The organism is Pseudomonas sp. B21-015 (genome assembly GCF_024749285.1).
In the GTDB taxonomy this organism is placed as follows: Bacteria; Pseudomonadota; Gammaproteobacteria; order Pseudomonadales; family Pseudomonadaceae; genus Aquipseudomonas.
Genome location: NZ_CP087196.1, coordinates 3909299 through 3928961, shown reverse-complemented (window position 1 = coordinate 3928961; position 19663 = coordinate 3909299). Strand labels below are relative to the sequence as shown.

At 57.0% G+C, this 19663-nt stretch carries 19 protein-coding genes and 2 pseudogenes; 8 read left to right on the top strand and 13 right to left on the bottom strand.

What is annotated here, in order from left to right:
* Positions 1–11 precede the first annotated feature (11 nt).
* The 3 genes and pseudogenes from LOY38_RS17565 to LOY38_RS17555 all read left to right on the top strand — a co-directional run.
* Positions 12–491, top strand: a complete 480-nt coding sequence (locus LOY38_RS17565) for a VOC family protein (RefSeq protein WP_258696323.1) — start codon at positions 12–14, stop codon at positions 489–491.
* A gap of 76 nt (positions 492–567) precedes the next feature.
* Positions 568–912: a cupin domain-containing protein gene (locus tag LOY38_RS17560; RefSeq protein ID WP_258696322.1), complete on the top strand. Its 345-nt coding sequence runs from the start codon at positions 568–570 to the stop codon at positions 910–912.
* Positions 913–1023: 111 nt separating this feature from the next.
* Positions 1024–1537, top strand: a pseudogene (locus tag LOY38_RS17555) (AraC family transcriptional regulator); the annotation flags it as partial.
* Between the two features lie 558 nt (positions 1538–2095).
* Here LOY38_RS17555 and LOY38_RS17550 read toward each other — a convergent pair.
* The 4 genes from LOY38_RS17550 to LOY38_RS17535 all read right to left on the bottom strand — a co-directional run bounded on the left by LOY38_RS17550 (position 2096) and on the right by LOY38_RS17535 (position 5634).
* On the bottom strand, positions 2096–3421 hold the full coding sequence (locus tag LOY38_RS17550; RefSeq protein ID WP_258696321.1) for a hypothetical protein: 1326 nt from the start codon (positions 3419–3421) through the stop codon (positions 2096–2098).
* 159 nt (positions 3422–3580) lie between these two features.
* Positions 3581–4195 (bottom strand): alpha/beta fold hydrolase, encoded by a 615-nt coding sequence (locus LOY38_RS17545; protein ID WP_258696320.1) that lies wholly within the window; start codon positions 4193–4195, stop codon positions 3581–3583.
* 151 nt (positions 4196–4346) lie between these two features.
* The gene (locus tag LOY38_RS17540; RefSeq protein ID WP_258696319.1) at positions 4347–4667 is read right to left on the bottom strand and encodes an isochorismate lyase; all 321 of its coding nucleotides are present in this window, start codon (positions 4665–4667) and stop codon (positions 4347–4349) included.
* Between the two features lie 58 nt (positions 4668–4725).
* A complete protein-coding gene (locus LOY38_RS17535) occupies positions 4726–5634 on the bottom strand; it encodes a LysR family transcriptional regulator (protein ID WP_258696318.1) in 909 nt (302 codons plus the stop codon).
* 92 nt (positions 5635–5726) lie between these two features.
* Between LOY38_RS17535 and LOY38_RS17530 the strand changes: the two genes are divergently transcribed.
* Positions 5727–6734: an aldo/keto reductase gene (locus LOY38_RS17530; RefSeq protein ID WP_258696317.1), complete on the top strand. Its 1008-nt coding sequence runs from the start codon at positions 5727–5729 to the stop codon at positions 6732–6734.
* A gap of 56 nt (positions 6735–6790) precedes the next feature.
* Here the strand turns inward: LOY38_RS17530 and LOY38_RS17525 are convergent, their stop codons facing one another.
* Both LOY38_RS17525 and LOY38_RS17520 read right to left on the bottom strand, forming a co-directional pair.
* Complete coding sequence (locus tag LOY38_RS17525; protein ID WP_258696316.1) at positions 6791–7090, bottom strand: hypothetical protein; 300 nt, start codon at positions 7088–7090, stop codon at positions 6791–6793.
* A 160-nt stretch (positions 7091–7250) separates the two neighbouring features.
* Positions 7251–8316, bottom strand: a pseudogene (locus LOY38_RS17520) (alpha/beta fold hydrolase).
* Between the two features lie 651 nt (positions 8317–8967).
* Between LOY38_RS17520 and LOY38_RS17515 the strand changes: the two are divergent.
* Positions 8968–9432 carry a VOC family protein gene (locus LOY38_RS17515; RefSeq protein WP_258700744.1) on the top strand — a complete coding sequence of 155 codons (465 nt, stop codon included), beginning with the start codon at positions 8968–8970 and terminating at the stop codon, positions 9430–9432.
* A gap of 28 nt (positions 9433–9460) precedes the next feature.
* Here LOY38_RS17515 and LOY38_RS17510 read toward each other — a convergent pair whose 3' ends face one another.
* Both LOY38_RS17510 and LOY38_RS17505 read right to left on the bottom strand, forming a co-directional pair.
* A complete protein-coding gene (locus LOY38_RS17510; RefSeq protein WP_258696315.1) occupies positions 9461–10000 on the bottom strand; it encodes a GrpB family protein in 540 nt (179 codons plus the stop codon).
* A 388-nt stretch (positions 10001–10388) separates the two neighbouring features.
* A complete protein-coding gene (locus LOY38_RS17505) occupies positions 10389–11249 on the bottom strand; it encodes a LysR family transcriptional regulator (protein ID WP_258696314.1) in 861 nt (286 codons plus the stop codon).
* Positions 11250–11440: 191 nt separating this feature from the next.
* Between LOY38_RS17505 and LOY38_RS17500 the strand changes: the two genes are divergently transcribed.
* Positions 11441–12955 carry an MFS transporter gene (locus LOY38_RS17500; protein ID WP_258696313.1) on the top strand — a complete coding sequence of 505 codons (1515 nt, stop codon included), beginning with the start codon at positions 11441–11443 and terminating at the stop codon, positions 12953–12955.
* 120 nt (positions 12956–13075) lie between these two features.
* Here the strand turns inward: LOY38_RS17500 and LOY38_RS17495 are convergent, their stop codons facing one another.
* The 3 genes from LOY38_RS17495 to LOY38_RS17485 form a co-directional block, all read right to left on the bottom strand.
* Positions 13076–13945, bottom strand: coding sequence for a GyrI-like domain-containing protein (locus tag LOY38_RS17495; protein WP_258696312.1), 870 nt, complete (start codon positions 13943–13945; stop codon positions 13076–13078).
* Positions 13946–14101: 156 nt separating this feature from the next.
* On the bottom strand, positions 14102–14620 hold the full coding sequence (locus LOY38_RS17490; protein ID WP_258696311.1) for an isochorismatase family protein: 519 nt from the start codon (positions 14618–14620) through the stop codon (positions 14102–14104).
* A gap of 256 nt (positions 14621–14876) precedes the next feature.
* Positions 14877–15362 (bottom strand): DUF3592 domain-containing protein, encoded by a 486-nt coding sequence (locus LOY38_RS17485; protein WP_258696310.1) that lies wholly within the window; start codon positions 15360–15362, stop codon positions 14877–14879.
* 346 nt (positions 15363–15708) lie between these two features.
* Here LOY38_RS17485 and LOY38_RS17480 point away from each other — a divergent pair, with 346 nt between their 5' ends.
* Complete coding sequence (locus LOY38_RS17480) at positions 15709–16290, top strand: DUF4157 domain-containing protein (protein ID WP_258696309.1); 582 nt, start codon at positions 15709–15711, stop codon at positions 16288–16290.
* 80 nt (positions 16291–16370) lie between these two features.
* Here the strand turns inward: LOY38_RS17480 and LOY38_RS17475 are convergent, their stop codons facing one another.
* Positions 16371–17252: an EamA family transporter gene (locus LOY38_RS17475; RefSeq protein WP_258696308.1), complete on the bottom strand. Its 882-nt coding sequence runs from the start codon at positions 17250–17252 to the stop codon at positions 16371–16373.
* 109 nt (positions 17253–17361) lie between these two features.
* Here LOY38_RS17475 and LOY38_RS17470 point away from each other — a divergent pair, with 109 nt between their 5' ends.
* Positions 17362–18144, top strand: coding sequence for a helix-turn-helix domain-containing protein (locus tag LOY38_RS17470; protein ID WP_258696307.1), 783 nt, complete (start codon positions 17362–17364; stop codon positions 18142–18144).
* Positions 18145–18435: 291 nt separating this feature from the next.
* Here the strand turns inward: LOY38_RS17470 and LOY38_RS17465 are convergent.
* Positions 18436–19598, bottom strand: a protein-coding gene (locus LOY38_RS17465; RefSeq protein ID WP_258696306.1) for an IS3 family transposase whose coding sequence is annotated in 2 segments (ribosomal slippage) — positions 18436–19343 and positions 19343–19598 — 1164 coding nt in all. Because the reading frame shifts where the segments join, the coding sequence is not laid out codon by codon here.
* Positions 19599–19663 lie beyond the last annotated feature (65 nt).

Sequence of the window (19663 nt, the reverse complement as noted above, 5' to 3'; positions counted from 1 at the left end):
GGAGAACCAGGATGATCAGCAAGAACACGATTTGCCTCTGGTACGACGGCACCGCGCTGGACGCTGCGAAGTTCTACGCCGAGACGTTCCCGGACAGTGCTGTGGGGGCTGTCCTTCGCGCGCCTGGCGACTATCCGGCGGGCAAACAGGGCGATGTCTTGACGGTCGAATTCACGGTGATGGGCATCCCTTGTCTCGGGCTGAACGGCGGGCCGGGTATCAAGCACAACGAGGCTTTCTCGTTCCAGGTGGCGACCGACGATCAGGCAGAAACCGACCGCTTGTGGAGCGCGATTGTTGGAAACGGCGGCCAGGAAAGCGTATGCGGCTGGTGCAAGGACCCGTGGGGACTGTCGTGGCAGATCACGCCACGCGTTCTGACGGCTGCGATAACCAATCCTGATCGAGCGGCGGCCAAGCGCGCGTTCGACGCCATGATGGGGATGACAAAGATCGACATCGCAGCGATCGAAGCGGCTCTGGAGCGTTAACCAGCGTCGCTCAGGGCTTGGCTGCGACCGTTGTCGGGTGGATTTCAGGCGCTGTATGTTCAGAGAGGAGAGCACTATGAGCAACGAACAGGTGGCACCTGAAACGAAAGGTGTTGCGGTGAAGTTACTTGCAACGGTTGACCTCGGCCCTGAGATCGAGGGCATGGCAGGGCGCCAACTTAGAATGCGCATGGTGACCATCGAGCCTGGAGGCGTCTTCGGGCCGATTCACAACCATAAAGACAGACCCGGCACCGTTTACATCCTGCAAGGAACGATCACTGACCATCGAAATGGCGTCGCCACGGATTATGGGCCGGGCGTGGGTTGGCCCGAGGACAGGAACACCACACACTGGCTTGAGAACAGAGGCACGATTGCGGCGGTGGAGATCTCGGTCGATATTGTCAGGCAAGAGTAAGCAGCCTGTTGCGTCCACCGGTTGAATCCACAACCCTATGCGGACGTTCAAAAACGTCTACACCGGGTCGTTTCAAGTAACTCACCCATGATAGCCGACCAGGTCAAACCCGCCGCGGGGCACATGAAAATACGAATAGACGGTGGTGCCACCCTCGACGTGGGGGCAGGCGAACTCGTTCTGCTTCCTCGCAATGACGCTCATTCCTTTGGCAGTGACCTGAGCATTGCGCCCATGCCGGCGAGGGAAGTTATTCAGTCGCCAGAAGTCGGCGGCATTTCACGAATCAAGTATGGCGGGTTTGCGAGATCCGCATATTGGACGCGCGCTGGCGCTGCTCCATGCTCGTCCAACCGGGGGCTGGACTGCAGAAGCCCTGGCTCTTGAAGTGGGCATGTCGCGCTCGGTATTTGCGGAGCGATTCACGGCATTGGTCGGACAGCCACCGATGCAATACCTGACGCTCTGGCGTATGCACGTGGCGGCTCAACACCTGCGCGAAGGTCGCGGCAATGTGGCGCAAATTGGCTTTGCAGTTGGCTACGAGTCTGAAGCCGCGTTCAGTCGCGCATTCAAACGCCAGTTCGGCACATCACCCGGCACTTGGCGCAGACAATCAGCATGAGAAGTTCCGGTGCCGATGGACACTCTGATCAAGCCAAGTAGCAAATGGTGCTTTCCTGGCAATGCGGACAGGGCTTCCTGAGGCGGCTCTTTGCGTGTGTAGCAGAAAGCAGGCCTGATCCGAACGTCCGTTATTGGCCGATTCTGTTGAGAAAGTCGGTTTTCCCAAAACGCTCGAATATTGATGGGTGAAAACACCTCTTTTGCACGCTGCCACGTGAAATCCGAGTCCTGAACCTTCTGCCCAATACACAGATTTCAACCTCAGGCGCGTACTTTTCTGCCGTGGAAATCGAAGCCGACTTTTTCAACAGAATCGACCGGTAGCTGTCGTGCGCGAAAGCCAGCGACCGGCCAATAGTAGACAAATGTTCGAAACAGACGGATCGCAACCGTCTCCGGTGTTATTCGGGCCGCATAGCCTGCTCAACTAACTGCCAGACCGGTCGCAGCCAGCTGTTTCATCCAGAGACCGGTTGTGCCCGAGTTTCTGCGCTTTACAAGCGCACCTCTCCTGCATCGGTCAGCAAATGTCGTCGCGAATGTCAGTCCGGCCGGGCTATACCCATTTGAACAGCTTGGATAGGCGGGTTGCAGCGAACCATGCCCAATGGCTGAGGCGCTTCAGTAAACGGACGCACTGGCCCAGGCGGTACCGTACAGCCCGTAGGACGCGACGCCTGTCAGCCGAAGGTCGCGCATCAATCAGGCATAGCTTGGTGGTGGCCAGGGCCACTTTTGCTCCGATCGCTACAGCGACGGCGAGGAAATACAGCCAACGATGATTCTTGGCTTTGTCATGTTGGCTGACCAACGCCGACAGCTGCTTCAAGTAAGGCTTGGCAGCGGCGAGCCGGGGGATGATGCATTCGCTGGCCAAGGCCACGGTGTGGCTGCCGATACCGTCGTCCACAAGACCCGGCGGACCATCAGGTTTGGCCAAGCAATAGTGGTGGGGGACATACTCACAGGTGCTGGAGAGCGGCGATGACTTCGAGAGGTCACTGGAAAAGTACTTCACAGGGCACAACCGTTGATTGTATTCGGCGATCTCTGTGCGAATGGCGATCACATCCTCATCGCTTACGGTCCTGCGACTCGCGGAGTAAAACCCTTTGGAATCATCCGGTGCGAATTCGATGAAGTAGCCGGCTTCGCCTTCCTTGATGTGTGTAAAGGTCCACTGCGAATAGCGGCTCCACTGGCACGACCTCAGGTCATCCAAGCCATTGGCCTTACAGTAGTCGTCGTAGCGCCTGATTTGGCCCAACAAGTAACCGCTGGCATCCTGGATGTTCGCCGTCGCCCCCTTCAGCAATGTGGCGTCTTCGTTGGCGCCGTTGTCCGCCACGAAAAACACCGCTGCGACCAAGGCCAGTGGGAACCAGAAGTGATCGTAGATCTGGCGGAAACGTTCGGTGAGGTTGAGGTTGTCATAGACAAGAACCATGACGACCCATCCGGTGATGGCGCATAGCATCAACAGGGGAATTAGCCCGACCTCGCTGCCCAGGTTCCCCACACCATGGATGGTGTAACGGGTGGGCAGGTAATTGATGATGGGGAATAGGCCTAGGCAGTTCAACACACCCGGCAGGAACAAGAGTGCGAAGAAGATGAGCAGGCCCCGCTTCTTGCCCACCGTATAGGCTGCTGCTGACAGCAAGGGAATCAGCAGCAGTGACAGCATCACCAGATAGCCCAGCGTGATCACCATAGCTTCATCGGGCGACCAGTAGCCGCCGATGATCTTTCCAGCGTCGTCACGCTCGGTGAAGCTCGATGACACGACGCCCAGGCCTTCCAAAATCTGGTGCAGGTTGTAGGCAGCGCCATGGAGGAACTTTGAATAAGGGTAGAAGAAACTCGCGATGGAAATTGACATCAATCTGAATCCTTGAATTCTCGGGTCATTCCTTGGTTAGGGACACTCTGAAAGTGAATCACCGAATCTGCTGAAATACGTTTTCACTTGCTATCCGAGATGTCTTGAAACGCACGGGGCCGCACAATCAGTCCGACACGGTGGCAACAAGTGTTCCGCTCACCAGCAGGCCAGATGTCTCTCGATCAACCTCGTCACCTCGGCTGCGTGAGTAAAGCCCAGACTGTGATCGGCGCCCGGGAAAACGTGTAGTTCCGCGCGGGGTAACAGTTGAGCAAGGCGCTGGCCGACGCGAACAGGGCTGATCGGATCAGAATCTCCCCAGAGGAGCAGGACTGGCATGCGCAACTCGACCAACCGGAGCGTGAGGTCGGTGTGGTCGTCGAGAAACCACCTCGGCAGTGTCGGGTTGGCGGCAGCAAAATCCGGGCGCCAGTCATGCGCGTCCAGAGCAGACATATCCACCCCGCCAGAGGTGACGGTCAGCGTCAGGTGTGTGATCAGCTCAGGTCGTTCAAGCGCTGCAAGCACAGCGACTATGCCGCCCATGGACTGCGCCACCAGCGCTGTGGGCCGGTCGATCTCGGCCAGCACGCGAGCCACCAGATCATCCATGCCAGTCACGCCAGGCAAGGGCGGAGTGTCTCCAAAACCGGGCCAGCCGATATGGACCTGCTGCGCCGGGTGGGCCAGGCGCTCAGCAACCGGATGCCAAAACCGGGTGTTGCCTGAGGCTCCGGGCAGGAAGAGGAGTTTGGCGGGGGATACGATCACAGGTTCGGTCCTTGAAGGTGGGATTGAAAGAGTCAGCAGGAGGGAAAAATGGATGCCACGAGGTTCGATGAGCACTTCGGAACGAGAGCCGCCGGTAGTGAAGGGCCGCTTGCGACCGATTCTGTTGAAAAAGTCGGTCCGGACACTAGCGTCAGGTTTCGGATTGATGGGTCGCCCAGTGTTTCATCTCTTCGGCAATGAAGTGGTTCACCAAGTCGCTGTACATCTTCTCGATGGCATCCGGGCTCAGGCCCTCGGCTTCGGCCCACTCGCGTCGTGTCGCCAGCATGGCCTTGAAACGCTCCGGAGCGCGCACCGAAGTCACCGAAGTCTTGAACTTCGAGGCGGCCAGCACATAGTGAAAACGCTTGCCCAACAGCTTGATAACGGCCTGATCAAGGGCGTCGATTTCGCGTCGGATATCTTCCATGCCCGCACACTCTGCAGGCTGCAACTGATTGATGACTTCCATGTAGGTAACTCCGTTTGTTGAAAAAGATCGTGGGCTCCAGGTTCTGATTTTACGACGGCTACGCAGCCTCGCGAACTCGGCCCGCTCTGATAAATTCGATGAGCGCTTTGAGGGCGGGTGGCACATGGCGCCGGCTGGAGTAATAAAGAAAGAATCGGCTTGGCGGTGCTTTCCACTCCTGGAGTATTTCTCTGAGATGCCCATTCTGGATATCGTCGCGCGCCAGTTCCTCATAGACATAGGCAATACCGGCGCCATCTTTCGCCGCCTGGATCATCAGCGCATCGTCTTCCAGAATCAGCGGGCCTGTGACGGACAACCGTATCGGTTGACCGTCGGCTTGATACTCCCAAGCGTAAAGTTTGCCACTGGGAAAACGCCTGGCAATGCACGCATGGTCGAGCAAGTCGCGGGGGACGTGCGCGGTTCCCTTTGCGGCCAGATAGGCATCCGCAGCAACGGTCACGAACGACTGGGGTGCGCCGACAGGGACTGCGATCATGTCACCGGCCAGGCTTTCACCAAAGCGGACTCCAGCGTCAAACCCCGCATTCACGATATCGGTCAATCCATCATCGGTGATCAGGTCCAACTGAATACGTGGATACCTGGCCACGAAGGGCGCGAGCACTTTTGCAAACACGATGCGAGCCGCCGGACGCGCCACGTTGAGGCGAAGTTTGCCAGCGGGCACTTCCTGCATCGAGGTCAATTGCGCCAATGCATCGTTAACCTGGTGCAGGGTTGGGACCAGCGTCGCCAATAGCTGCTGGCCAGCCTCGGTCGGGGTCACGCTACGAGTGGTTCGGTTCAGCAGTCTGATGCCCAAGCGTGCTTCCAACGCTCGCATTGCGTGACTCAACGCGGAAGCTGAAACGCCACGCTCGTCGGCGGCCTTGCGAAAGCTGCGATGGCGAGCGACGGCGGCAAAGGCGTCGAGTTCAGAGAGATCGGGGTGATAACTCATGAATGTTGCTCAGTAGTTCAAATGCGATAACCTATCTTATCGTCATGAGACCTCTGCCGGATACTTCCTCCATCATTGGTGGAGAGGTCGCTATGCAAAAGAATCGTCTTGGATCATCGGATTTTCTGATTTCGCCTATTGGCCTGGGGACATGGGCAATCGCCGGCACCGGCTGGGAGTACAGTTGGGGAGCGCAGGATGACAAGGACAGCCTGGGCGCACTTGAATATGCCGTCGAACGCGGCGTGAACTGGATTGATACCGCTGCAGTTTATGGCTTGGGCCATGCGGAGCAATTAGTGGGGCAGTTGCTGCAGCGGGTGCCGGCCTCACGTCGTCCTTTGGTGTTCACTAAAGGCAGCTTGGTCTGGGACCCGGCCACAAAGGCGATTTCGCACTCACTGGCCCCTCAATCCTTGCTCGCCGAGATCGACGCAAGCTTGCACCGGCTTCAAGTCGAGACGATCGATCTTTATCAGATCCACTGGCCTGCTTTTCCTGCCGATGCCAGCAGTGAAGGTATTGAAATGGCGCTTTCGGCTTTGGCAGCCGCGCGCGATCAAGGAAAGATTCGCGCTATCGGTGTATCGAATTTCGATGTCGCTCAACTCAAGCGGGCGCAGGCGGTGACAGAGATCGTTTCGCTCCAGCCACCGTACTCGGCCTTGATGCGGGACATCGAGAAGGACGTTCTGCCATTCTGTGAGCAGGTCGGGATGGGTGTCCTTGCCTATTCCACGCTTCAATCAGGGCTACTTTCCGGCAGCATGACGCGTGAACGCATCTCGCAGCTGCCCGAAGACGATTGGCGCAAGGCCCGAAGTGCTGACTTCCAGGAGCCTCGTTTGAGTGCGAACCTGGCATTGGTTGACGTCATGGCACGCATTGGAGAAAGGCACGGGGTGAGCGCTGCGGCGGTCGCCATCGCCTGGGTACTTCGCCAACCGGCAGTGACGGGCGCCATTGTCGGTGCCCGCCGTCCGGCACAAGTAGACGGACTGATTGCAGCCTCGGAGTTGCGTCTTAGCACCGCAGAAATCGACGAAATTCGACCGTTCCTGCCGGCGGGCATGGGAACAAATGTCCCTGGTGCCGCCTGACGCTATTGAGCAGAGGGTGAGCGTTCAGTTCTGTTATTGAATGCAGGCGTTCGATATCAGTTTTTGCACTCCGCCAACACCACATGGCAGGTAGTCGGCGTACCACCGGATTGACCGGCATAGCGTATGCAATTATCCATGGACTTTTGGCGAGCCATGTCCAGGGTGGAGCCCCAAGCCAGGCCGCCCTCGCCGGCAGTGGGTAGCGCTTTTGCATAGCAGCTTGAGCCGGCGCTTGAGGCCGAATAGCGGGCCGTGGAAGTTTTGCCCGCACATCCTGCAGTCAGCGCCAGGTTAATGGCGAGCAGGGAAGGGAGGATCCATGACGAGCATTGGCGCGCTGTTTTGCCGATCATCCCATGTTCCCCTGCATCAAGAGGCTGGAGGTGTGTTTGTGGTCGTGCTCTATTCAGATTAGACGGTGTTGCGCCTGCCTTGGCTAAAACGGCTCGTTAAATAAACGAGCCGTTGTTGTGACGGTGTTCATCGGGGCCAGTACACGGACATCAGATCACCTCAAAGGTGATCCGCGTCAATCACAGCCTTGGCGAACGCCTGCGGATCTTCCTGCGGCAGGTTGTGGCCGATGCCGCCGCTGATCAGCCGGAACTCGTATTGACCGGTGAAGCGCTTGGCGTAATCCTCGGGGTGTAGGGTGCGGCGCGCCGTTGGCATCGCCTTCAAGGGTGATGGTCGGCACGCTGATGGAAGGCGTCGTGGCCAGTTTCTGCTCGAGCGCATCGTATCGGGTCTCGCCCTGGACCAGGCCCAGCCGCCAGCGGTAGTTGAACACGGTGATGTCGACATGGTCGGGGTTGTCCAGCGCCTTGGCGCTGCGGTCGAAAGTGGCGTCATCGAACGCCCATTTCGGCGAAGCCAGTTGCCATATCAACTTGGCGAAGTCGTGGGTGTTTTTCTCGTACCCGGCGCGACCGCGATCGGTGGCGAAGTAAAACTGATACCACCACTGCAATTCAGCCTTGGGTGGTAGCGGGTTCTTGCCGGCCGCCTGATTGCCGATCAGATACCCGCTGACCGAGACCAGCGCCTTGACCCGTTCTGGCCATAGCGCCGAGACGATGTCGGCCGAGCGCGCGCCCCAATCATAACCACCGAGCACGGCTTGTTTGATCTTCAGCGCATCCATGAAGTCGATGACGTCACTGGCCAGTGCAGCCGGTTGGCCATTGCGAACGGTTTTATCGGACAGAAAATGCGTATCGCCATAGCCGCGTGCATACGGCATCAGCACTCGATAGCCCTTTGCAGCAAGCAAGGGGGCGACCTCGTCATAGCTGTGAATGTCGTATGGCCAGCCGTGCAGAAGAATCACCACCGGCCCGTCAGCCGGGCCCGTTTCGGCGTATGCCACGTTCAGCAGCCCGGCATTGACATGCTTGAGCGGGCCGAACGGGGAGGGTGTTGCATGAGTGGCGCCAGCATTGATCGCCGTTGGCTGCGTGGCTGCGGTCGTTTGTGTGTGGGCCGCACCGAGAACGCTGAACAGGGTAAACGCGAGGATCGGCGAGCCGACCAGGCGGTGGCGGGTTTTGCCGGTTTTGTTCCGCAGTGCCATCTTCATGTGATGTCTCCGTTGCAAGCCGTTGGCCAGGGGTTCTGGCTGAGCCCCTTGAAACCTTGCTTGCATTCGAACGCGGCGACGTATCTGGCCTGTGTCGAATCGCAGGCCAGGTGAAAAACCATGTATCAAGAGGCTGGTCAGACACACTGTGATACACAGCCGGGCGTACAGAGCCTATTTCTGGTTAACTACACCTCCTCAAATTATGGAGATGTGTAGATGGCCGAAGGAGTTTTGAAGTCGAAGCTGGTCAATTTTCTGGTGGCCGACGCCCAGTTGAATCACGACAACGTGGGCGATCTGTTCTCCATAGCCGGGAGTGGCAGTGTGGGCGCGTTGGCCGGGGTGCTGGAGGCCTTCAAGAACGCATACGGAGGGTTGTGGGTTGGTGGGAAGTTAGTGGTCACCGAAACCATGGTTCGCCTGAACGCCAATATCATGAACCGCCTCGTTCAGGATGGGACCCTGGATATTGAACTCCCATTGGCAATGATCCGAAAGGTCAGCGTTGAAGGTGGGTTTGTGACGAAGATCGTCCGTCTGGATACCGACGCTGGCAGCGTTAAATTTCGCTGTTACGGTGCGAAGGACGTCGCCTCGCTGATAGAGAAGTTGACCCTCTCGGCGGCCTCGATACCCGCCCGGGGGCCCTTGAAATTAAAGTTCAGCCACGTCGATGTTCTCGTCAAAGACCTCGAGGAAGCGTGCAAGTATTACGCTCGTGTCTTTAGCGCCAAAATTTCAAAGACACTTGATTGGCAGCGCGACGGTTTGCATGTGCGCTATGCGATCGTCAAGTTCGGAACGGAGCGCATTATGCTGGTGCAACCGATTACCGGAAATCTCAAGGCTCTGATGGACGCCAACGGCGAAGGCACAATCTACCGGCACTGTTATTCCACACCTGATATTGAGGCAGCCTACGACGAATTGATCGACGCAGGCGTCCAGCCGGAAAATGAGAACGGCCAGCCGCTGTCTCGCGATAATCTCCAGTCGCCAAGTGGGACACGCATACTCTGGTTACCGAAACGCTTCGGGCATTTTTCTATTGAGCTGCTTGAAGAGAAGGAGCTGGAGGCATTTATCAAGGATGCATTTGCCGAGGAGAGATGAGGGAGGACACTCGGCATTGCCACGCTGACTAGCCGATTGGTCTTGGCTCCACGCTATAGCGAGCGGATGTCGAGACCGACCCCATAATCTCGTCGATAAAGGGGGCCTTCCGTGCCAGGTATTCACCTATGCCGCCGGTGTTGTTTGCTTCCAGTTCAAGCTTCAAGTCTTGATACCGCTGGCGAAGCACAGGGTTGCTCCTGAGCAAATCACGAAAGCGGAGCATTCTTTCGATTTGACCGTGGCCGGTGATACAAACGTGGGCCTTGTGTGTCCGCACACCATCAACATCGCGACGATAAAAATGGTGTCCTGCCGACAGATCGCTTCCCCGTGCATACCCTAGCCCACGCATGACAGTGTCTCGGAGGGATTCGTTTCGATGCTGCGCAACCTCGACCAGGAGGTCGATCTCTGGTTTGGCGGCGAGCTCGGGAACGGCGGTGCTTCCGACATGATGAATGGCTACAAGCTCAGTGCCGAACGCCTTCGCGATCTGCTCTTTGGCGTTAAGGAAGAGCGTGGGCCATCGACTGTCGTAGAGGGAAATCTTGCTGGTTAGCGCCATGGTACTTTTTCCTTGTGTCCGCGGGCCTGGTGATACGGACACTCCAAGCGTGCGCGCTCTACACGCCGCCATACAGCATCCATGCGAGGGCGGGATGTTAGCGCTTCCAATATGCAGCAGCTATCAAAGTTGGGAGACCGGGGATTTGGCTGCTGACGCACCGACCCAGCGTAATTGCCTTGAGCACCCAATACCCGACTCGGTAGCAGATGACGCCGAGCACAACCTCCATGAGCATTTTCACGGCACTTCCTTCGGCTGCTTTTTTGACTGAGTCTGGCAGAGGTTGAGGGAAATAAAATGTCAGATTTCGACCGGTTGAATCCACAACCCAAAGCGGCCATTCGCAATCAACAGGGCACTTACCATCGAATAGCCGTCAGCTTGTTTAAATCGTTGGCGACTCAGACATCTCCACCAGCAGTTGCCCAAATGCATTGGCCGCAGGGGTCTTTCCTGTGACACTCCATATCAGTCTGAAATTAGCATCCACCAGCGGTGGCAGGCCATGTTGACCGTCAATCACCACCATGCCGGGCTCTAGATCTCCCAGCGGTAGAGCGGTGACGGCAAGTCCGGCCAATACCGCCGCTCGCAGTCCTTGTTGACTTGGAGAGGTAAAGGCAACTCGCCAATCCACGGTGGAGCTCGCCAGTGCCTCTACGGCCACTTGCCGGTGCATGCAGGGCGCTGGTGCAAACGCCAGCGGTAAAGGGGTGTCGCCGGTAAAGTCGAAACTCTGCGCCGCGGCCCAGACAAACCGGGTTTCGCGCAGCACGGTACCGCTGGCCTGACCGCCCGGCAATGCCATGACCACGGCCAGATCGAGCCCATCGGCATCGACCTGCGCGCGCAGATCAAGGTAGGTGCCAACGGTTACATCCAGACGTACTGCGGGAAATTGTCTGGCGAACCGAGTCAATAACGGCGGCAGGCCGTCGCCGATAAAGTTTTCTGGCACACCGAAGCGCACGGTTCCGGATACCGATGACGTTTCGAAACGCCGTGAGAGGGCGTCTTGCGCGTCGAGGACATGTTCGGCATGACGCAGAAAATCTTCGCCATCTTCTGTCAGCGTCAAACGTCGGGTGGTGCGCACCAGTAGGGTGGTGCCGGCCTGTTCTTCCAGGCGCCGGATCTGATGACTGATCGCTGACTGGCTCAAGTGCAGCCGTTCTGCGGCACGAGTGAAACTACCGGTTTCCTTGATCGCGACAAAAGCACGCAACAGAGCTGGATCGAAGTCCATTTAGTCAACTCATGATGAATATTAATAAAACTTACGAAATTAAATCATTTCTGTCATTTTTTAATTACTTCCAGAATGCGGCTGGTCACTTGGAGTTATGTCGGGTGACGCTGGTGAGGCTATCGCGCCAACTCCCCTGAGGGGGCAGGGTCGTCTTGCCAGTGCCCATCAACTTGATCTGGAAGATCACGATGCTGTTCTCTTCTTCGCAAAAGGATGTTTTCACAATAGCCGCCGTTTGCTTGGCCTCGCTGATGTTCGGCCTGGAAATCTCGAGTGTGCCGGTAATCTTGCCTACGCTTGAATCGGTTCTGCGTAGCGATTTCAAAGATATGCAGTGGATAATGAATGCCTACACCATCGCCTGCACCACGGTGCTGATGGCCACCGGCACACTGGCGGATCGATATGGGCGCAAGCGAGTGTTCATCATTAGCCTGGTACTTTTCGGCATTACCTCACTGAGCTGTGGATGGGCACAAAGCACCAGTGTGTTGATCGCAAGCCGATTCCTGCAAGGTATGTCCGGTGGTGCCATGCTGATTTGTCAGGTGGCAGTGCTGTCTCACCGATTCCAGTCGGGAGATGCGCGCGGCAAAGCTTTCAGTGCCTGGGGGATCGTGTTCGGCATCGGTCTGGGGTTCGGTCCGATTATCGGCGCAGCTATCGTGGCGTTGTCGAGCTGGGAATGGGTCTTCCTGGTGCATGCGCCAATTGCCGTGCTCGCGCTGGTGCTGGTCATCGCCGGTGTCGATGAGTCACGCGATCCGCAGCGTCGCAGGCTGGATGTGCTGGGCATTATTTCGCTATCGCTGGCAGTGTTGGGTCTTTCCTGGTTCATCACTCAGGGAGCGGGGCTGGGCTTCTCCAGTGGTTCGGCCATCGCCAGCCTGGTTGTGGCAATGGTCAGCTTCGTTGTCTTTGTCATCGCACAGCGACGCTATGTCGATCCCATGTTCGACTTCTCGGTATTTCGCATCCGCCGCTTCTCGGGTGCCTTGCTAGGGTCGGCAGGCATGAACTTCAGCTTCTGGCCATTCATGATCTACCTGCCTCTGTACTTTCAAAATAGCCTGGGCTACGCCAGTGTCGGCACCGGTCTGGCACTGCTGGCGTATACGCTGCCAACGCTGGTTATCCCTCCGTTGGGCGAACGGCTGGCGCTGCGTTATCGACCTGACGTGGTGATTCCCGCAGGCTTGTTCACCATAGGTCTGGGCTTCCTGCTGATGAAATGGGGCAGCAGTGTCACGCATGCCAGCTGGCTGACGATGCTTCCTGGCTGCTTGATCGCAGGGATCGGACTGGGGTTGACCAATACGCCTGTCACCAATACCACCACAGGATCGGTGCCCAGTGAGCGTGCAGGCATGGCATCGGGCATCGATATCAGCGCTCGTATGATCAGCCTTGCAATCAATATCGCGCTGATGGGATTCATCTTGGTGGAAGGCATCCTGTCTTCCCTGCGCGACCAGTTATCTGGCTCGTCCGATGATGTGCAGTTGAGGTTGCTGGCGGAGAATATTTCAGCCGGCAACTCCGCTGTGTTGGCGCAGACTGGCCAAGACACTACTATTGCGGTCGATGTTGCCAACGCAGCTTTGGCCCATGGATTTGGCTGGGTCATGCTGTATGGGGGTATTGCGGCATGGGTGCTAGTGGCGGCGAGCTGGGTGGTCTTTCGTCCGAACAAAGCTCGTTGATTCTCAGCAGTGACCATCATCCGAAGGACTGCTTTTGGCCGATGTCTGCCTGTTGCGAAAGGCTGCAACCCTGAGCGGACACTCGTCAATGTCTGTCAGGGGCGAAAGCTGCTTGCTCCGCTATTGCAGCGGCACATACACATCAGTTTGCCATTGATCCTGCGGCGTCTCGGGATAGACGCTCAGGTAATTGAAGAACAGCGGGTGGTCACGAAGCTCTTCTCCACTGGCAGGAAGCCAATCGCGGTAAATCGGATAGATCGTTTCGCCGATGTGATCCGGTGACCCCACGTGTCGCACCACGATGCAGCGACCGCCAGGAATGACGATCTCGCGCACACCGAACTCATTCGGCGCCACTGCCTCGTGAATCTCGCCGCAGATTGCGAAGCGGAATGCTTGTGGAGGTGTCGTATCGGGATTGCCATAGGGAATACCGAAGGTGCGACTCGATGCCACTGGCGACTGTCCGCTCTGCATACGCCACTCGATGAACGTGCGCACGCTCTCATTGACGAGCCTGGCGGGTCCGCAGTGTTCAAGCGCTGCTACCCTGATTTCAGGGAATTCCACGATTCGTACTTGCATGATGATAGTCCTGGAAAAGTGAGGGATTGCGAATACCGCATTCCAGACCTGCCAGTTCGGTTCCTTCATGAACGCACTCGGCGTCATACCGAACGCCCGCCTGAACGCCCTGCAAAATGCCTCGGGGCTTTCAAAGCCGGCACCGAGTGCGGCGTCCAGTACCGAGGAATCAGCGAGGGCGGCCAGGCGATGCGCCGCGCGTCGTAGCCGCATCAGTTGCACATAACGTGAGACAGGCACGCCTGCGAACGCGGTGAATTGTCGATGGAAGTGAAACACCGAAAAGTTCGCCACATGACTCAACGTCTTCACCGACAGGTCACCTTCGAGATTGGCATCAATGTAGGCGAGTACGGCGTTGAAGCGTTTTGTGTAAGCGAAGTTGCTCGGCATGTCAGACACTGGGAAAAGGTTCCTGGAGGTACGGTCGGCAATAGAGTCGACTATATCGGCGTGAGCGCGCCTAGCCGCGTTTGCTCAAGGTACGTTTTGGGTTGGTGAATTCACAACCCAAAGCGGACAGACCGACCCAGTCTTGAGCCGATCTATCAATGCCGGTTAAAAATGCCAGTCCTCAGCGCGAACGACGCGACAGAATGGACCCGCCAGGGTCGCATTGTGATGAGCGATGATATTTTCGGCCGTCAACACAGGGGTATCGGAGCAGGTATGACCATCGGCGATCAGCACTGCATCGAATCCAAGATCGCGTGCGGCGCGGCAGGTGCTGTCGACACAATACTGGGTCTTCATTCCGGCAATAACCACACCCTGAGATTCACAAGCTTTCAGCCGATCGGCCAGGTCAGTCATGGCGAAAGCGTTGGGTCGGTTTTTTTCGAAGATTACTTCGTCGCCTTGTAGCAGCAGTTCCGACACCAGTTGCGTCAACGGGCTCGCAGGTTCGATGGGCGAGCCAGGTGGACCGACGTGGCGAGCAAGGAAGATTGGCGCGCCAGCCGTGCGGGCCTTGCTCAACAGGTTATTCAAAGTGTTCAGCAGCGCTTCGCCAGCCCATGGTTTATCCGGACCATGAAACAATCCAACCTGCATATCGAGAATCAACAGTGCGTACATAGTGCTTTCCTTGCGTTTGGACCAGCGACACAAGGGCAAAAGAAAAGGCCCTGTCCATCGCTGGCGGGCCTTTGAAGTTCGTGCGTTATTGGCTCACGACACCTCTCACGACCCGCCTTGGGCGGTCGTGGTCGTGGTGGTCGAGGCAATGCGTGGCTGATTCATAAAATGGACAGTATCTGCACGGTGCCTGGTTGGCAAGTCGGTGTGACCTGCGCGGCGGCTATTGCTTGGATTGATCGTTGAGGTGCGCATCTCAATAGAAGCGATCTTCCTGCTTCATGGCAAAAATGCGGCTGATTGTTCTGAACGAGATGCCAAGAAACAACAAGGCCAGCAACACTCCGCCAGTCATGATGAAAAAGCCGGGGCGGTAGGTGTGTAGCTCGGTTGTGATACTACTTACTCGCGGGAACCAGCGTGAATAAAGCAGCGAAATATCCTGACCCACTTCATATTGGGAGTGTTCGTCATAACGCTGGTCCTGGTATTCGCCTTCGTGAACTTGGCGGTCGTGATCGACATATTGGTAGCGAATTATTTTGACCATGCTGTTTCTAGGGATATCTTCCAGCTGCGTCACTGTGCCTGTGACCTCAGCCGCGCTCAATTGGATGATCGCATAGATGGATCCTTGGTGCCGTGCCATGGCGGCCAGTGATAGCAGCACACAGCAAGCAATGCTTAGCAGGATTACTCGGTTGTATAGGTGATCTTTTTCTGCTTCGCGTGGGTAAAACATCTTATGGTCCTTCGCATGAGGGCATTCAGCAACCGTGTCGGCGACCAAACCGATTACTTGAGGCACTTCAGCGTTTATGGCCATTTGCGGAAATTTCGGCAGCGGGGGGAGACGGCGTGTCCTCGGATCGCACGGAGAGGGACTGAGCGTGCATGAGACACCGTATATCCAGTCCGATCGCAATCACTGAGTGAGTACTTCTGATCGACCGTTGCTGTTGTTGTGAGGGCGGCAATCGCCCCAAACAGCCGTCGAGAAGAGACCCGATAGGGATACGCTAAAGTTATGTGGGTCGTCGATCAATAGTGACCTACTGTTCGTGCTGCTTCCGTCCCTGGAGGGCCTAATGCCGCCCATCACCACGCGCCCGGTGGCGCTGTTTGCTCTTTGCCTGACTCTTGTAGTACCCGCCCAAACCAACGCCTGCCCACCTGGCGAGAAACAAGTGTGCCTGGACGGCTGCATCTGCCTGCCAGATCTGGGGCAGATGCCCGATGGCATCTACCAGATCGCGGCACCTGCCCTGGCTCTATGGTTGACCCAAGCCCGTGCTGAAGCAGCCAGCGCCGACATCCAACCCATCCCACTGCACATCCGGGAACAACTGCTGCGTTGGTACGACCCCAGCGTCCTCGATGTCGCGCGCTACAAGGTTAGCGACAACGGCCAATTCAGCGCCGCCACTGCCATGCTGCAAAACCCCGATGTCGGTGCCGTGACGCTGATCGACATCATCCTCTTCCGGGACGCTCAAACCGCAGAACAGAACATCGCGCTCTGGGCTCACGAACTAAAGCATGTGCAGCAGTTTCAGGAATGGGGGGTAGAAGGATTTGCCCAGCGGTATACACAAGATTTCAATGCTGTGGAGGCGCCGGCTTATGCCATACAGGCTGAGGTCAGACGGTTGGGCAATTCCACCCCTTGATCCCTAGGCTGCACAGGGATGCCCATTCAGCACTGACACACCAGAAACAAAGCAGCCGACAGACCCTTCAAGCCCGCCAATCAACGCGTGCGATGGCGGGTGAGCAGTACCTGTACTTTCCCTGAACCTAAGGCTAGCGCCAGTAGAACCAGCAAGATCAAGGCCCAATTAGAGGGGCTTGGGTGTTGGCCGAGGATGACCATTGAGCTGACGATGCCAAATACCGGAATCAACAGCGATAACGGTGCCACGCGCGACACTGGGTATTCACGCAACAGCAGGTTCCACCCCCAGTAACTGAAATGTGTCGCTGCGTAGACCTGGAAAGCGAGTGAAAAAAGCGTCATTGCATTGAGCTGCGAAGGTAGCGCCTTGAAGGGGGCCGAGCCATGCAGCAGCCACGTCAACAGCAAGAGCGGGATGGGTGGAAACAAGCTGGCCCATACCACGAAGGCGAAGATCTCACGTACCTTGGATACTTTGATGACAACGTTGCCAATGCTCCATGCCAATGCGCTGCCAATTACGAGTGCAAAACCTGCCCTCGACGCATCGCCGGGACTGCACAGTACCATCCCCCCCAACCCTACGGCCGCCAGCAAGCTGCCAACCAATTGAGGCTGACCCAGGCGTTCTCCGAAAAAGAGCACACCCCAGCCCAGCGTGAAGAATGCGCTGAGCTGGATCAACAGCGATGCGCTACCAGGTGGCACACCCCAAGCGATCCCCTGGTTGATCAAGGCCCACATGGCTACGCCAAAGATCAGCCCGTAGGCCGCCAACCACCGGAATGCAACGCGTGGACGCCCCACGAAAAATACCCAAGGCAAGGCGGCGAGCGTGAAACGCAACGCTGTCAACAACAGCGGGTCGATGCCGGCAAGCCCAAGTTTGGTCACGGGAAAGTTCAATCCCCAGACGGCCGTTACCAGCACGGCTAGTACAAGATGCTTCTTCTGCATGGTCAGTCTTTTCCCAGAGCCGAGCGGAAATGCTCGTGCCTGAAGAAATATGCAAGCAATCGACTTGGCCCGCTTTCAGTCACAGGCCAACTTTCATTAGAATCGGGCCATGCGAGAAATAACCATACCTCCCTACCAGAACACATCGCGCGATGCTGTCGTGACCGCACATGACTATGCGGACGGAACGCTGTTCCCGGTACACAACCATCAGCGTGGACAGTTCGCGTATGCCGCAAGGGGGGTCATTACCGTGTTTACCGATGACGGCAACTGGGTCGTTCCGCCCCAACGCGGCATATGGGTCCCGGCGCAGCTCCCCCACGCCATGCAGATGCGTGGCCCTGTCACCATGCACAACACCTATATCCGCAAACAAGCTGCACAGCGACTCGGGCTACCGGGACAATGTCAGGTATTGGACGTGTCGCCGCTGTTGCGGCATTTGCTGTTGAAGGCAATGGATGTACCCGCGCACTATTCCACCCAAGGACGAGATGGCCATTTGATGGGATTGCTGCTGCATGAAATTGCCGGGATGCCTGCGCTTTCGCTCAATGCCCCGTTGCCAGCGGAGCCACGTCTTGCAATTGTGTGCCGCGAGTTCCTGGCCCTGCCTTCGCTGGAAATTGGTATCGACGAAATGGCTCAGCGCGCGGGGATGAGCCGCCGTACCTTTACCCGACAGTTTCGATTGCACACAGGCATCAGTTACATCGAATGGCGACAACAAGCCTGCCTGCTCGCAGCGATTGTTCGGCTCGGAAAAGGTCAGTCGGTCACACAGGTTGCAATGGTGTTGGGTTATAGCAGTTCAAGTGCATTCGCGACGGTTTTCAAGCGCTTGCTGGGAGAAGTACCCAGTCGATACTTCGCAGATCAACAGGCCTAGGAGTCTTGGGGTGAGGCCGTTTTCGGCCCAGGCCGTGTAAAAACGCATTCGTCACTTTGAAGTCAGCGTTGCTACGTGAAATCTGACGTCGACCGTTTGGTAAGTAGACCTGAAATTTGCGAAGGGACGCGATTTTTGGGCTGTGTTAAGTCAGTCCGGTTCACCTCACGGGCAGCTATTGGCCGATTCTGTTGAAAAAGTCGGATTTCAGCTCGTCTGAACTCAGGCACGACCACCACCGGAGAACCTACTCACCACATTGAGTGGTTTTTCGGCCCTTCGTTGTAGTGGTCAACTAATCCCGGACACGACGTTAAGTTTTTTCTCGGCCTGAGCTGGGGCCAGCCCATCGTTGAACTGGTGCGGTCGAATCCAGTTGTACCGATGCATCAGATAATGACTGATGTCTCGATGCGCTTCTTGAGCCGTCATGTAGCCCACGGTCGGTATCCATTCAGTTTTCAAGCTGCGAAAAACGCGCTCCATCGGCGCATTATCCCAACAGTTTCCACGACGGCTCATGCTCTGGCGCATGCGGTAACGCCAGAGCCGTTGGCGAAACTGGCGGCTGCCATATTGCGAGCCCTGATCCGAGTGAAACAGAAGTCCTTGAGGCCTGCCACGCTGTTCGTAAGCCATGTCCAACGCCTTGATGACCAGATCCGCATCCGGCTTGTTCGACAGCGCCCAGCCCACCACTCGGCGCGCGTAAAGATCCATAACGACAGCCAGGTAATGCCATTTCCCTTGAGCCCAGATGTAGGTGATGTCGCCACACCAGACCTGATTCGGCGCCGGCACATCAAACTTTCGATTCAAGATGTTCGGAATGTCAGGCCGTTCAACCGTCGCTTGTTTGTAGGCATGTGATCCAGGTTGTTTGCTGACCAACTCCAGTTCCCGCATCAGGCCTCGCACCTTGAACCGCCCAATTTGCTCGCCGTCTTCCTGCATCATCGACACGATGCTGCGGCTACCGGCGGCGCTTCGACTTTGCGTAAACAGTTCGTTAACCCGGCTGCGCAACCGCAGCCGCTCAACGTCTGGAGTTCGGCGCCTGAGGCGGTGGGCGTAGTAACACGAACGAGTGACATCAAAGACTGCGCAAAGCCAATCAACCGGCTCTTGGGGGCTCAGTTGATCAATCAGCGCGTGCGCTCGTGCTCTTCCGACATCAAGAGCGCGGTAGCCTTTTTTAAAATGGATTTCTCCCGTTCAAGGCGAGCGATTCGAGCTTCCAATTCCTGGATTTTCTGCTGCTCAGGCGTCAGCGCCTTACTCTGCGGAGTCACGCCGCTGCGCTCCTGCTGGAGTTGATTAACCCAGCGACGCAACGCGGACTCGACCACCCCAAGCGAGCGGCTGGCTTCGATATGGCTATAGCCTTGATCGAGCACGAGGCCTGCGGCCTCGCGTTTGAATTCAGCGGAAAAGGAACGACGTTGTTTGGTCATCAGACACCTCTATCTGGCGAGCATTCTCGCCTAAATGGGTGTCCGGTTTCATTAGACCACTACAC